Consider the following 13,577-nt stretch of genomic DNA (forward strand, 5'->3'; position numbering starts at 1 on the left):
TTTCAGGATGGAGGTAAGGTGCTGCAACAACTCCCCTTAACCGAACCGGCGGCCCGCGATCCGCTCACCCCCGAGCCGGCGTTTCTCACCGACGACAGTGCGGCGATCCTGCGTTTTGCCGCCGAGGCGCTGATGGCGGGCCAGGCGGCGGCGCTGGTCACGCTGGTGGAGATCCGCGGCGGCGCGGCGCGTCCGCTGGGTGCGCAGATGGCGGTACGCGATGACGGCCTGTATTGCGGCTTCGTCTCTGGCGGCTGTGTGGAATCGGCTGTCGCTCATGAGGCGCTGGAGGTCATCGCTTCCGGAACAGATCGGATGGTGCGTTACGGCCAGGGGTCGCCGTATTTTGATATCGTGCTGCCCTGCGGCGGCGGCATCACCCTGAGCATTCACAAGCTGCGTTCGGCCCAGCCGCTACACGCCGTGCTGAAAGCCACCGCGCAGCGCCAGACGGCTTCCCTGCATTACGCTCCCGCGTCGCAGACGCTCCGCAGCGAGCTTAGCGACGGCGAGAGCGGCTGGCACGACGAGGAATTTACCGTCAGCTATCAGCCCTGTACCCGGGTCATTGTTTACGGACGCTCTATGGAGGCTGAAGCGACGGCGCGGGTTGCCCGGGCAGCGGGGTATGAGGTGCATACCAGCGACGGGTTCGATCCGCGCACCTCTTTCGCGCTGATGGATGCGCAGACCGCCGTCATTTTGCTCTACCACGACCTGAACCGCGAACTGCCGATATTGCAGGCTGCGCTGGCCGCCAACCCGTTTTATATCGGTGCGCTGGGCAGTATGCGCACCCATGCGGCACGGGTGGAAAAGCTCACCGGGCTTGGCTGGTGCGAGCAGGATCTCAAGCGCATTCGCGCCCCCATCGGCATATTCCCGAAAGCCCGGGATGCACACTCGCTGGCGCTCTCGGTGCTGGCAGACGTTGCCGCCGCCCGCCTCGCCGGGGCTGAAAAATAGTGCCAGCGCCTGCGGTGATTATTCTCGCTGCCGGCAAAGGCGAGCGCTTTCTCGCCTCCGGCGGCAACACGCACAAACTGGACGCGCTGCTGCACGGAAAACCGGTGCTGACCCACGTGCTGGACGCGGTGCAGGCAGCGGGCCTCGCATGGCATCTGGTGCGCCCCGACGGCGGCACGCGCGGCATGGGCGATTCCATCGCGCTGGGCGTGCAGGCTACCCGTGATGCTGGCGGGTGGCTGATCCTGCCCGCCGATTTGCCGCTGATCCAGCCCACAACGCTCCGGCGTGTCGCCGACGCGTTGCGGGAGGACACGGTTGTTATCCCGCATTACCAGCAGCGTCAGGGCCACCCGGTCGGGTTTGGCCGGAAGTACTTTGCTGCGCTGGCAGCGCTTTCCGGGGATGTGGGTGCAAAAACGATTGTGCAGCAGGCGCGATCCTGCGGCGCGACGTTGGATCTGACGTCTGATGACGTCGGTATCGTGCAGGATGTGGATCGGGTGGGAGATATACACTTCATTGAAAAGCTGAGGAAAATACAGGCGTTATAGTCACCTGTGGCAACGGAAGCAGGGGGCATCTGGCCTGTGCTATGCTGTCCGGCGTTATGCATCAGGAAACTATTAACGTCGCAGGGGATAACATGGGTGTTACGAAGAAAGGGATGCTGTACGTGCTGGTCGCCGCCGTGCTGTGGGGAAGTTCCGGTGTGTGTGCGCAGTACATTATGGAAAACAGCGCGCTGACCTCTCCCTTCCTGACCATGATCCGCCTGCTGTTTTCCGGCTTTATTTTGCTGACGCTGTCGTTCATCAACGGCGACAAAATCTTCTCAATACTGAAGCAGCGTAAGGACGCCATCAGCCTGCTGCTGTTCTCGCTGTTTGGTGCCCTGACGGTCCAGCTGACGTTTCTGGTCACCATTGAGAAATCCAATGCCGCCACGGCGACCGTACTGCAATTTTTATCCCCGACCATAATCGTGGCCTGGTTCGCGCTGGCGCGTAAAGCCCGGCCCGGCGTGCTGGTGTTCGCCGCGATTTTCACCTCGCTGGCGGGCACCTTCCTGCTGGTTACCCACGGTAACCCGACCGCGCTCACTATTTCGCCCGCCGCGCTGGTATGGGGTATCGCGTCTGCCTTTGCCGCTGCTTTTTACACGACTTACCCTTCAACGCTTATCGCCCGTTACGGCACACTGCCGGTAGTGGGCTGGAGCATGCTGATTGGCGGAGCGATGCTGCTGCCGTTCTATGCGGGTCAGGGCGGGGAGATGATGATGAGCGGCCATGTACTGCTGGCGTTTTTCTATCTGGTGGTGGTGGGGACCGCCATCACCTTCAGCCTGTATCTCAAAGGCGCGCAGATGATTGGCGGCCCGAAAGCAAGCATTCTCAGCTGTACCGAACCGCTGAGCAGTGCGTTGCTGTCGGTGCTGCTGCTGGGCGTCAGCTTCACGCTGCCGGACTGGCTTGGCACCTTGCTGATTGTGTTCTCGGTGGTGCTGATTTCGCTCGATTCACGCCGCAAACCCCGCGGCGCGGCCTGAACGCGGGCGTTAGCTCACCCGGACTTTGAGGGTCACCAGCAGCGCGGTTAACAGCATCAGCGTGCCGGATAACACCAGCGGCGAAAGCAGGCCCAGCGTATCAAGGGCATAGCCGCCTACCGCTGCGCCGCAGGTGTTCGCCAGCTGGATCACCGCCACCTGTACGGAGCCAGCTTTTTCCGCCTGGTCGCTCAGCGAGCGGGTGATCCAGGTTGACCAGCCTACCGGCACCAGCGCAAAGCCCAGCCCCCAGACAATCGCCACGGCGGAGGCCACCACTTTACTGTCGCCCCACAGGATCAGCGTCAGCGCGCTGAGGGCGATGACCAGCGGCGCGACAGCCAGCGCCAGCTTCACCGAGTGTTTCAGAATAGCCGACGACAGCGAAGTGCCGACAAAGCTGGCGATACCGAAGCTCAGCAGCACCAGCGTCAGCCCATCTACGTCAAAGCCTGCAAGGCTGGTATACACCGGACGAATATAGGTGAAGAAGGAGAACTGCCCGGCAAAGGACATAAAGATGGCAACCATGCCGGCCAGCACGCCGGGACGCTTCAGCAGGCTGATCATATTCTGTTGCTGGTGCGCGGCTTCGCCCGGCAGCGACGGCAGTGATTTCCACACCCAGAAGATGCTGACCAGCCCCATCACCGCAGCGGCGTTAAACACGTGACGCCAGCCGATAATGCCGCCGAAAAAGCTGCCCAGCGGCGCGGCAATCACCAGCGCAATCGACACGGCACCGAAGATCACCGACAGCGCTTTCGGCACCGTTCTTGCGGGAACCAGACGCATGGTCAGCGAAGCCGACATCGCCCAGAAGCCACCGAGCGCCAGGCCCAGACAGGCGCGGCCAATCAGCAGCACGGTGAAGCTGTTGGCGAAGGAGACCAGCAGGCAGGAGAGGGTCAGCAGCACGGAAAACAGGATCACCACATAGCGGCGATCGGTGGTGCCGATAATCCGGGTGATAAACAGGCTGGCAAACATGGCGACGAACGCGGTAACGGTCACCGACTGGCCAGCCAGCCCTTCGGAGATACCCAGGTCATGCGCCATCGGCGTGAGCAGGCTCACCGGCAAAAACTCGACGGTAATAAGGCAGGCGACGCAGAACGCCACGGCGAATACCGCAGACCAGTTCGGCCGGATGGCAGCATCCGGACGCGATGAGGAGGAGTGTGGGGTCATGGAGTCACCTGACGTGTTACACGGAAAATGAAGAGGCGCAGTGTAACACCGTCAATGTGACGTGCTTAACATTTTGGCAACTATGGCAACACTCAGTGCAACACGTAGACGTTGTCGTCCGGCATAAACAGGGCGTTATAACGCTCCTGAAACGCATTCAGATCCTGCATATCCGGCTCCAGCTCGCGCAGCAGGCCAAAGGCCAGCCGGATATGGGCATCGCTTAACGGCGCGGCCAGACGGGCTTTGCGCAGCAGGCGATACCACTGACGCAGATGCGATTCACTGCCATCCACAATCATCACCTGCCAGATCAGCAGCACCTGGGCGGCGCTGAGCAGATTTTTGTCGTCGGTCCGCTGGAGATAGCGCAGGTACTCCTGCCCGGCGTCTTTACCCATCTGATCGATCATCGACTCCACCGGCACGGCGCTGATCCCCAGCCGCTCGGTGAGACGGCGGATAGCGCGCCTGACGTCCGAGGTTAACACCCGAAAACCAACTACAAACACCACCGCCAGCGTGGCCAGCATCAACCAAATCATGTGTTCTCCTGTGTGGCGTCACGCCGCTCTACCCTGGTACGACATCGCTCCGGGTATGCTGAATAGTCGCTAAAAAGGTGAAGCCAGAGCGATTTCATGTGCGGGTAATCCTGCCATGAAATGAGAGATAACGCAGATTTATCGGTACGGACGGTCACAGCGACATCGGCGGTGATAAGAAAGGAAAAACAGAGGGGGAAATATAAGATAAGAGCAACGAAAGAACAGCATGTTGGCGGAAGATCACAGGAGTCGAACCTGCCCGGGGCCGCTGGCGGTCCCAACTGGAGTTGAAGTCCAGCCGCCTCACCGGAGACGACGATCTTCCGCGCCTGCATTGCTACATGGAGGCGGGCGCATTATAGCTACATTCTTAACGTAACCACATCCCCCCGCTGTGTTTTTTATTTTTCGACCCGTCTGTTTTACCCGCAATTTTGGATAAAGCCTCGCGTTTTCCTCGGGTTAGTCATTTCATTTTCCTCGTTAGAGCTACACCGATCACAAAAAGCAGGAAACGTAATCTGATAACCAGAAAACAGAATATGCGGCGGCGGTGGGATGGTTTACAACCTCGGTTACGTTTTTTAGCTGCTAAAAAGCCCCGAGGATCAACGTGATGAGCAATCAGGTGTTGTCTGTGAAGGAGAAAATTGGCTACGGCATGGGTGACGCCGCCAGCCACATCGTCTTCGATAATGTGATGCTGTACATGATGTTCTTTTATACCGATATCTTCGGTATTCCTGCCGGGTTTGTCGGCACCATGTTCCTGCTGGCGCGTGCGCTGGATGCCATTTCCGACCCGGTAATGGGTCTGGTAGCCGACCGCACCCGCAGCCGCTGGGGCAAGTTCCGCCCGTGGATCATCTTCGGGGCGCTGCCGTTCGGCATCGTCTGCGTTTTCGCCTACAGCACGCCAGACCTCAGCCTGACCGGCAAAATGGTTTACGCCGCGGTCACCTACACGCTGCTGACGCTGATGTATACCGTGGTCAATATTCCCTACTGCGCGCTGGGCGGCGTGGTCACCAGCGACCCGCAGCAGCGCATCTCGCTGCAATCCTGGCGCTTCGTGCTGGCGACCGCAGGAGGCATGCTGTCAACGGTGCTGATGATGCCGCTGGTTAACCTGATTGGCGGTGAAGATAAAGCCCTCGGCTTCCAGGGCGGGATCGCTGTGCTCTCGGTAGTGGCCTTCCTGATGCTGGCGTTCTGCTTTTTCACCACCAAAGAGCGCGTACAGGCCCCGCCCAATACCACACCAATGCGCGAGGACCTGCGCGACATCCTGCAAAACGACCAGTGGCGCGTCGTGGGCATTCTTACCATCCTCAATATCCTCGCGGTGTCGGTGCGCGGTGGGGCGATGATGTATTACGTCACCTGGATTATGGGCTCGCCGGCGCTGTTTACCGCGTTCCTGACGACCTACTGCGTCGGGAATCTGTTCGGCAGCGCGCTGGCTAAACCGCTCACCGACTGGAAATGTAAGGTGAGCGTGTTCTGGTGGACCAATGCGGCGCTTGCCGTGCTGAGCTTTGCCATGTTCTTCGTGCCGCTGCATGCCAGCGTGCTGATGTTTGTATTCATCTTCGTTATCGGTGTGCTCCACCAGCTGGTGACGCCGATCCAGTGGGTCATGATGTCCGATACCGTGGACTACGGCGAGTGGCGCAACGGCAAGCGCCTGACCGGTATCAGCTTTGCCGGGACGCTGTTCGTGCTGAAACTCGGTCTGGCTATCGGCGGCGCGCTGATTGGCTGGATGCTGGCAGGCGGCGGCTATAACGCGGCGGCCACCACCCAGAACAGCGCCACCCTCAGCATCATTATCGCGCTGTTCACTATCGTGCCGGCCATCTGCTATCTCATCAGCGCCGTGGTAGCGAAGCGCTATTACACCCTGAAAACACCGTATCTGACGTCAATCATGTCGCAGCTGGCCGACAGCGCCCGACGCAATCAGCAGGAATTTGAGCAGGTGCCGGTTCGCAAAGAATTTCAGCAGTAAGAGGATAAGACGATGAAAATCAGTGATGGTAACTGGCTGATCCAGCCCGGTCTGACGCTAACGCATCCGCTGCAGGTGTTTGATGTCGAGGTACAGGGGCGTGAGCTGGTGGTATATGCCGCGCCACGCGACGTGCGCGAGCGAACCTGGCAACTGGATACGCCGCTCTTCACCCTGCGATTTTTCTCGCCGCAGGAGGGCATTATCGGTGTGCGCATTACGCATTTTGAGGGGGTGGCTGACAGCGGCCCACATTTCCCACTCAACGCAGAGGCGAACCATCCGGTGCGGCTCGATAACGGCGATGATTACGCCGAAATTTCCAGCGGCAGCCTGAGCGTACGCATCAGTAAGGGCGAATACTGGGCGCTCGACTTCCTGCGCGACGGCGTGCGTATCACCGGCAGCCAGGTGAAAAATAACGGCTACGTGCAGGACGGCACCACCGGGCGCAACTATCTTTTCGAGCGTCTCGACCTCGGTGTGGGCGAGACGGTGTATGGCCTGGGCGAACGTTTTACCGCGCTGGTGCGTAACGGGCAGACGGTAGAAACCTGGAACCGCGACGGCGGCACCAGCACCGAGCAGGCCTATAAAAACATTCCGTTTTACCTTACCAACCGTGGGTATGGCGTGCTGGTGAATCATCCCGAGTGCGTGTCGTTTGAGATCGGCTCGGAGAAAGTCTCGAAGGTGCAGTTCAGCGTGGAAGGGGAGCATCTGGAGTATTTTGTGATTGATGGCCCGACGCCAAAAGCCGTGCTGGACCGTTATACGCGCTTCACCGGCCGGCCTGCGCTACCGCCTGCCTGGTCATTCGGGCTGTGGCTCACCACCTCGTTCACCACTAATTATGACGAAGAGACGGTGAATAGCTTTATCGATGGCATGGCGGCGCGCAACCTGCCGCTGCACGTGTTCCACTTCGACTGCTTCTGGATGAAAGCCTTCCAGTGGTGTGATTTCGAATGGGACCCGGCTACCTTCCCGGACCCGGAAGGCATGCTGAAACGTCTGAAGGCGCGCGGCCTGAAAATCTGCGTCTGGATTAACCCTTATATCGGCCAGAAATCCCCGCTGTTCCGCGAGGGGATGGAGAAAGGTTATCTGCTGAAACGCCCGAACGGCGCGGTATGGCAGTGGGATAAATGGCAACCGGGGCTGGCGATCGTTGATTTTACCAATCCGGAAGCAAGCGCGTGGTACGCCGGGCATCTGAAACGACTGGTGGCGATGGGCGTGGACTGCTTTAAAACCGATTTCGGCGAGCGCATTCCCACTGACGTGGTGTGGCACGACGGCGCCGATCCACAAAAAATGCACAACCATTACGCGTATCTCTATAACGAGCTGGTGTGGAACGTGCTGAAGGAGACGGTGGGCGAAGAGGAAGCGGTGCTGTTCGCCCGCTCGGCCTCGGTGGGTGCCCAGCAGTTCCCGGTGCACTGGGGCGGCGACTGCTATGCGAATTATGAATCGATGGCTGAAAGCCTGCGCGGCGGGCTGTCGATTGGGCTTTCCGGGTTTGGATTCTGGAGCCACGACATTGGTGGATTCGAAAACACCGCACCGGCACACGTCTATAAGCGCTGGTGCGCCTTTGGGCTGCTCTCCAGCCACAGTCGCCTGCACGGCAGTAAATCCTATCGCGTGCCGTGGGCATACGATGACGAAGCCTGTGACGTGGTGCGGCATTTCACCGAGCTTAAGTGCCGCCTGATGCCATACCTGTATCGCCAGTCTGCGCTGGCGCGGGAGTGCGGTACACCGGTGATGCGCGCCATGATGCTGGAGTTCCCGGACGACCCGGCCTGCGACTATCTGGACAGGCAGTACATGCTGGGTGATGCGCTGCTGGTGGCGCCGGTATTCAGCGAGCAGGGCGAGGTAAGCTTCTGGCTACCGGAAGGGCGCTGGACACACCTGTGGCACAACGATGTGCTTACCGGCAGCCGCTGGTACAAACAGCAGCACGATTTCCTGAGCTTGCCGGTGTATGTACGCGACAACACGCTGCTGGCGCTGGGAGCCAACGACCAGCAACCGGACTACGCCTGGCATGAAGGCACCGCCTTCCAGCTGTTTAATCTCGACGATGGCCGTGAGGCATTGTGCGAGGTGCCCGCAGCGGACGGTTCTGTTCTGTTTACCCTGAGGGTGAACCGCACCGGTAACCAACTGACAGTGCACAGCGAGGGCACCGCGACCGACTGGACGCTGTGCCTGCGTAATATTCCGCAGGTGACAGGCGTTGATGGTGCAACGCTGGCGGGCAGCGAGCGGGGCATGGTGATCGCCCCAACTCAGGGCGTGAGCAGTTTCAGCATCACGCTTTAAGTAGTAAAGCCGGATGAAGCCGCCCGCGGGCGGCTTTTTTGTTGCGTCTGGCAAGCGGTACAACGAAGACAGGCGCGCGGTTTATCTGCCCTGCCATTTCCTGGCTATCGTAGTCGGGCAGCTAAATGCAACGCACCGGTGCCAGCTTATACCTCAATGTTAAACAACTTTTTGAGTGCCAGACGCCCGGCTGGTGTGATGGTCACCTCCCTGAATCCGGGCGTGCGCACCAGCCATCCTTTGTGCTCGCCGTGCAGGAATAGCGCTGCACCCGCTTCGCCACCAAGATGAAAGCGCCGTTCGCTCCAGTCGAGACAGGCGCAGCATGCCTTTCGTCGGGGGTTAGGATTGAGCGCAATACCGGCCTGCTGAAAACGCGCGCGGCCTTTCTCTGTCAGCGCCGCACCATCTGCCTGCAGCCAGCCCTCATCCACTAACGCCGCATAAATGTTTACGGCGGCTTCACCCGCCAGATGGTCATAGCAGGTACGAGCGTTACGCAGATGCTGCGGTGTGCGGGTTCGCATCGGGTCTGTCCGCTTCCAGGATACGCCCATCATCCCCTCAAGCAGCGCGGCGATGTCATGACCGGCGAGGCGATAATAACGATGCCTGCCCTGGGAGAGGCAGGTAATCAGCTTTCCCTTTACCAGACGCGCCAGATGCCCGCTGGCAGTGGAGGAGGCTATATCAGCAACGGCGCTCAGCTCGGTCGCGGTCCAGGCTCGCCCATCCATTAATGCGCAGAGCATTTTTACGCGCGAGGCGTCAGACATTGCAGCGGCAACCGCGACGATAGTGTCTTCGAGGGCATCGTCATGCCCGTCTGGCGTAGAAGGTTTAAGCATATTCACTCACGGGTGATGGACCAGCGCTGCGTAACCCGGTGCGCCAACTCAGGATTATCCGTGACAAGGATAAGCTGATTCGCATGATCGCTGTATTGGATAATGATATTAATGCCCGCATCTGCCAGGGCTGCGGCAATCTCACCTAACTCGCCGGGACGCTCCTGCTTAAGTTTACGCATCAGCGGCTGGCAGACGTTTTCAACCCTGAACCCTTCGCGCTCCAGCACCACACGGGCCTTTTCACCCTCCGCCACCAGAAAATGCGCATGCGAGTCGCTTCCGGCGCTGAACACTCCGCCGCCCTCAAGGCCGATACCGTGTTGGCCAAGCACAGAACCCAGGGCTGCCAGTTGACCTGGCGTGTTTTCCAGCACTACGTGAATATCGTACATCGGCTTATCCTTGCATATCTGATGAGTAATCTCTGACCACCTGAGCAATGCGAATCCGGTAGTGGGCGAAAATGGAAGCGCGCCCTTCGGTCTGTGCTTCGCGGTGCAATACGTTACGCTTCCAGCTCAGCACGGCGTCTTCATTCTGCCACCATGAGAGCGACAGGATCTTCCCCTCGCTGGTCAGGCTCTGAAACCGCTCAATGCTGATAAAGCCCTCACTATCTGCCAGCATGGGCTTAAGTTCCGCCGCCAGCGCCAGATAACGCGCCTGCTTTTCCGGTAATACGTCTGCTTCAAAAAGTACCGCAATCATTTGTTTGCTCTCCGTCAGGGGGAGCGACAAATCTATCCTGCGCCATAACCTGATGCTTCGGTGAAGAGCGAACTGTGCCTGCGTTGCGCGGTTTTCACCTGTGAAAAGTTCAGCGTTTATACCCTAAACGACACGGAAGAAAAACGCCGTCATGCAGGGAAAAAACGTTTCTGGAAAGCACCTCGCAGAAGGGGAATTACCTCCGAAATCTGACTTAACCGCACGAAGAAAAAGGATTAGCCTTTTGCAAGTGGCGATTCAAAAACGAACGATGATGATATACTGAGGTGATATATGGTCATGACAGCAGAGAACATTATGGGACGAATTCTTCTCGACTTACCTGACGAGGCGATTCGCCGCCTCGATCACCTTAAACAGCGCCGCAACACCGCCAGAGCGGAGCTACTGCGCGAAGCGATTGAGCAGTATCTGGAAAGGCAGACACAAAATGTTCTTCACGAGGCGTTAGGCCTGTGGGGGGAGGCGGCTGAAGATGGGCTGGAGTATGAGCGAAAACTACGTGAGGAGTGGTAGGTATGGAGGGCGTGGCGGTATTCGATACCAACATCCTTATCGATCTATTTAGTGGGCATCAGCAGGCGGCAGAGGTGATGGAACAGTATCCCATTAATCGCGGCATCAGCCTGATGACATGGATTGAAGTAATGGTAGGGGCAAAAAAACACGGTCAGGAAATACGTACGCGTGAGGTACTGGAGGCGTTTGATGTGTTGCCGATTTCAGCCGCAGTGGCTGAACGCAGCGTAATGATTCGTCAACAGCACGGCATGAAACTGCCTGATGCCATCATTCTGGCAACGGCGCAGGTTAATTCTCGTTTGCTGGTAACGCGCAACTCGAAGGATTTCGCCGGCATAAGCGGCGTAACGATTCCCTACAATTTAAGATAACCCGCCCCCAATAATGAGGACGGGTTGACGGGAAAAACTACTCACCCTCTCCCGGGAACAGGAACGGGTTGATGGAGCTACGGGCGAAGCCCTCTTGCTCCATGCGTGCATCCAGCACCAGCGAAGCCAGGTCGTCCGCAACGGCTTCGACGTTGGGGTCTTTTTCCTGATAAAGGATCTTCAGGTAAGTGCCGCAGTCGCCGCAGCTTTCGGCCTTGATGGCCGACTGTTCGGAGTCGATTGACCAGTAGTTCAGATCGCGGGTCTGTTCGCAGTTGCTGCACTTGATGCGCACCACGTGCCATTCGCTCTCGCACAGGTTGCAGTGCAAATAGCGAAGCCCCTGGGAGGTGCCAATCTGCACGATGCTGGAAACCGGCATACTGCCGCACACCGGGCAGAACTGACGCGCTTCGCCATATTCGGCGCGCGCTTTGCCGGGGATCAGGCTGGCCATCTGCGCCCAGTAAAGCGACAGCGCGGCCCAGATGAAGGGCGCTTTGTCACTGCTGACATCGGCGAAGTCGGCAGCAAACAGTGCGCTCGCCATCGCTTCCAGCTCCTGCGAAGAGGCCTTCTCCAGGTTCTCGATCACCGCCAGCGCCGGGCCAGTCATTTCAGGCTTCAGCTCGGCGATAAGCGAGTGCAGCAGGCGCTGCCAGTGCGCATCGCGTGGCAGAATATGCGCGTCCAGCGGCGGTTTGCCCTGTGCTGCGGCTTCCTGCAGACGTGTCGTCAGGTCCATCTCCAGCGGGTGGTCATAGAGCACCACTTCCTGAGCATGGGCGATTTGCGCCGCGAAACGCAGATAGTCGCCTAACGGATTGTTCTCCGCCAGCTCGCGCAGACGTGCCGCGCGGCGGTTATAGAGATTTTTCAGTCTGGGGAACAATAACGGCGGAATGTTCTCCGCCGTGCGTTTCTCGCTTTTCTCCAGCTGATCTTGCGGGATGATGCGAATACTCATTCAGATGATTTTTCCTGTTTCTGGCGGACTTCACGGTACCAGCGCGGGTGATGTTTCTTCGCCCACGTTGAGGATACCCAGCCTTCCACCATTGCGGTGATGGTGCCTTTTACCCAAAGGGCGGCGTAAATATGCACCATAATAACCACAATCAACGCCACTGCGGCAAATGAATGTACCAGCAGCGCCACGCGAATCAGCGGGATCGGGAAAGCCTGCGCAAAGTATGGACGCCAGATCACCACGCCGCTCACCAGCAGCAGCACCAGGAAGATAATCGCCGCCCAGAACACGCATTTCTGGCCGAAGTTATAGCGTCCGGTGTCGCCCACTTCCTCATTGACAACGATCTTGCGGATGTTTTTCGCCCAGAAGATATCGTCGCGGTTAATCAGGTTGTGATGCCAGTAACGGAAGAACATGATGATGAACGAGGCAAACATCACCACACCCACGAAGGGGTGCAGGATGCGCGCCAGCTGCGGCGTGCCGAGAATGCCCATCAGCCAGTTGAACGACGGGAAGAAAAAGCCCAGCCCGCTCACCGACGCCAGCACGAAGCAGAAGGCGGTGACCCAGTGGTTGATGCGTTCCGGCGCCGTGTAGCGCACGATGGTGTCACGACGTTTCATTTGCGCACCTCGTCTTTCTCTTCATCAAGGTTGTCTTCCTCTTCTTCCGCACGGTTCGGGCCCACGCCGACATAGTGGAAGACGCTGGCGGCGAAGGTGGCCGCAAAGCCGATAGCGGCGAGCGGTTTCCAGATACCTTTCCAGAACTTCACGGTTTCGCTGATTTCCGGGTTCTCCGGCAGGCCGTGATAAAGATTCGGCTTGTCGTTGTGGTGCAGCACGTACATCACGTGCGTACCGCCAACTCCTGCCGGATCGTACAGGCCTGCGTTTTCATAACCACGGGTTTTCAGCTCCGCCACGCGCTCGCCTGCAAGCTGCTTCATATCCTCTTTGGAACCAAAGTGGATAGCGCCGGTCGGACAGGTCTTCACGCACGCTGGCTCCTGGCCCACGTTGACGCGGTCTACGCACAGGGTGCACTTGTAGACACGGTTGTCTTCCGGGTTCAGGCGCGGTACGTCGAACGGGCAGCCCGCGATGCAGTAGCCACAGCCGATGCACTGCTCGGACTGGAAGTCGACGATACCGTTGGCGTACTGAATGATAGCGCCTTCGGACGGGCACGCCTTAAGGCAGCCCGGATCGGCGCAGTGCATACAGCCATCCTTGCGGATCAGCCATTCCAGTTTGTCGTTCTGCTCCACTTCCGAGAAACGCATCACCGTCCATGACTTGGCGGTCAGGTCGGCCGGGTTGTCATACACCCCGACGTTGTTGCCCACTTCGTCACGCAGGTCGTTCCACTCTGAACAGGCCACCTGACAGGCTTTACAGCCGATGCAGGTGGTTACGTCGATAAGCTTCGCCACTTCCTGCTGGTGATCCCGCGCCTGAGGCGCGGGAGTGAAACTGTTAGTCGCGGAACGACGGATGATGTCTTGAGATTGATAAGCCATG

At 58.8% G+C, this 13,577-nt stretch carries 15 protein-coding genes and 1 tRNA gene; 7 read left to right on the forward strand and 9 right to left on the reverse strand.

Annotation, left to right across the window (positions count from 1 at the left end; all coding sequences use genetic code 11):
• The first annotated feature begins 18 nt into the window (after window positions 1-18).
• The 3 genes from KFZ77_RS00285 to KFZ77_RS00295 all read left to right on the forward strand — a co-directional run bounded on the left by KFZ77_RS00285 (window position 19) and on the right by KFZ77_RS00295 (window position 2,518).
• Window positions 19-966 (forward strand): XdhC family protein, encoded by a 948-nt coding sequence (locus KFZ77_RS00285; protein ID WP_406678793.1) that lies wholly within the window; start codon window positions 19-21, stop codon window positions 964-966.
• The gene (locus KFZ77_RS00290; protein ID WP_264385133.1) at window positions 966-1,520 is read left to right on the forward strand and encodes a nucleotidyltransferase family protein; all 555 of its coding nucleotides are present in this window, start codon (window positions 966-968) and stop codon (window positions 1,518-1,520) included. The genes KFZ77_RS00285 and KFZ77_RS00290 overlap by 1 nt, the downstream gene beginning before the upstream one ends.
• Before the next feature lie 92 nt (window positions 1,521-1,612).
• Window positions 1,613-2,518, forward strand: coding sequence for an EamA family transporter (locus tag KFZ77_RS00295; RefSeq protein ID WP_264385134.1), 906 nt, complete (start codon window positions 1,613-1,615; stop codon window positions 2,516-2,518).
• A gap of 9 nt (window positions 2,519-2,527) precedes the next feature.
• Here KFZ77_RS00295 and nepI read toward each other — a convergent pair whose 3' ends face one another.
• The 3 genes from nepI to KFZ77_RS00310 all read right to left on the reverse strand — a co-directional run bounded on the left by nepI (window position 2,528) and on the right by KFZ77_RS00310 (window position 4,582).
• On the reverse strand, window positions 2,528-3,709 hold the full coding sequence (gene nepI, locus KFZ77_RS00300; RefSeq protein WP_264385135.1) for a purine ribonucleoside efflux pump NepI: 1,182 nt from the start codon (window positions 3,707-3,709) through the stop codon (window positions 2,528-2,530).
• Between the two features lie 92 nt (window positions 3,710-3,801).
• Window positions 3,802-4,254, reverse strand: a complete 453-nt coding sequence (locus KFZ77_RS00305) for a DUF1198 domain-containing protein (RefSeq protein ID WP_264385136.1) — start codon at window positions 4,252-4,254, stop codon at window positions 3,802-3,804.
• A 233-nt stretch (window positions 4,255-4,487) separates the two neighbouring features.
• Window positions 4,488-4,582: transfer RNA gene (locus KFZ77_RS00310), tRNA-Sec, on the reverse strand.
• Window positions 4,583-4,873: 291 nt separating this feature from the next.
• On the opposite strand from KFZ77_RS00310, the gene KFZ77_RS00315 reads away from it, so the two are divergent.
• Together KFZ77_RS00315 and yicI are read left to right on the forward strand one after the other, a co-directional pair.
• Window positions 4,874-6,268 carry a glycoside-pentoside-hexuronide family transporter gene (locus KFZ77_RS00315; protein ID WP_264385137.1) on the forward strand — a complete coding sequence of 465 codons (1,395 nt, stop codon included), beginning with the start codon at window positions 4,874-4,876 and terminating at the stop codon, window positions 6,266-6,268.
• A 12-nt stretch (window positions 6,269-6,280) separates the two neighbouring features.
• The gene (gene yicI, locus KFZ77_RS00320) at window positions 6,281-8,605 is read left to right on the forward strand and encodes an alpha-xylosidase (protein WP_264385138.1); all 2,325 of its coding nucleotides are present in this window, start codon (window positions 6,281-6,283) and stop codon (window positions 8,603-8,605) included.
• Between the two features lie 146 nt (window positions 8,606-8,751).
• Here yicI and KFZ77_RS00325 read toward each other — a convergent pair whose 3' ends face one another.
• From KFZ77_RS00325 to KFZ77_RS00335, 3 genes are read right to left on the reverse strand one after another with little or no spacing between them, the layout of a single operon-like run.
• A complete protein-coding gene (locus tag KFZ77_RS00325) occupies window positions 8,752-9,453 on the reverse strand; it encodes an ArsR/SmtB family transcription factor (protein ID WP_264385139.1) in 702 nt (233 codons plus the stop codon).
• A 2-nt stretch (window positions 9,454-9,455) separates the two neighbouring features.
• Window positions 9,456-9,848, reverse strand: coding sequence for an amino acid-binding protein (locus KFZ77_RS00330; RefSeq protein WP_264385140.1), 393 nt, complete (start codon window positions 9,846-9,848; stop codon window positions 9,456-9,458).
• A 4-nt stretch (window positions 9,849-9,852) separates the two neighbouring features.
• Window positions 9,853-10,164, reverse strand: a complete 312-nt coding sequence (locus KFZ77_RS00335) for an antibiotic biosynthesis monooxygenase family protein (protein ID WP_264385141.1) — start codon at window positions 10,162-10,164, stop codon at window positions 9,853-9,855.
• 300 nt (window positions 10,165-10,464) lie between these two features.
• Here KFZ77_RS00335 and KFZ77_RS00340 point away from each other — a divergent pair, with 300 nt between their 5' ends.
• Window positions 10,465-10,701 (forward strand): ribbon-helix-helix domain-containing protein, encoded by a 237-nt coding sequence (locus KFZ77_RS00340; RefSeq protein ID WP_406678815.1) that lies wholly within the window; start codon window positions 10,465-10,467, stop codon window positions 10,699-10,701.
• 2 nt (window positions 10,702-10,703) lie between these two features.
• Complete coding sequence (locus KFZ77_RS00345; RefSeq protein WP_264385143.1) at window positions 10,704-11,078, forward strand: type II toxin-antitoxin system VapC family toxin; 375 nt, start codon at window positions 10,704-10,706, stop codon at window positions 11,076-11,078.
• A 37-nt stretch (window positions 11,079-11,115) separates the two neighbouring features.
• On the opposite strand, the gene fdhE is transcribed toward KFZ77_RS00345, so the two are convergent.
• From fdhE to fdxH, 3 genes are read right to left on the reverse strand one after another with little or no spacing between them, the layout of a single operon-like run.
• Window positions 11,116-12,045, reverse strand: a complete 930-nt coding sequence (gene fdhE, locus KFZ77_RS00350; protein WP_264385144.1) for a formate dehydrogenase accessory protein FdhE — start codon at window positions 12,043-12,045, stop codon at window positions 11,116-11,118.
• Window positions 12,042-12,677 (reverse strand): formate dehydrogenase cytochrome b556 subunit, encoded by a 636-nt coding sequence (gene fdoI / locus KFZ77_RS00355; RefSeq protein ID WP_031522145.1) that lies wholly within the window; start codon window positions 12,675-12,677, stop codon window positions 12,042-12,044. The genes fdhE and fdoI overlap by 4 nt, the downstream gene beginning before the upstream one ends.
• Window positions 12,674-13,576 (reverse strand): formate dehydrogenase subunit beta, encoded by a 903-nt coding sequence (gene fdxH / locus KFZ77_RS00360; RefSeq protein ID WP_031522144.1) that lies wholly within the window; start codon window positions 13,574-13,576, stop codon window positions 12,674-12,676. Before fdxH ends, fdoI begins: the two co-directional genes overlap by 4 nt.
• Window position 13,577: the final 1 nt, after the last annotated feature.

This window comes from Siccibacter colletis, assembly GCF_025914095.1.
GTDB lineage: Bacteria > Pseudomonadota > Gammaproteobacteria > Enterobacterales > Enterobacteriaceae > Siccibacter > Siccibacter colletis.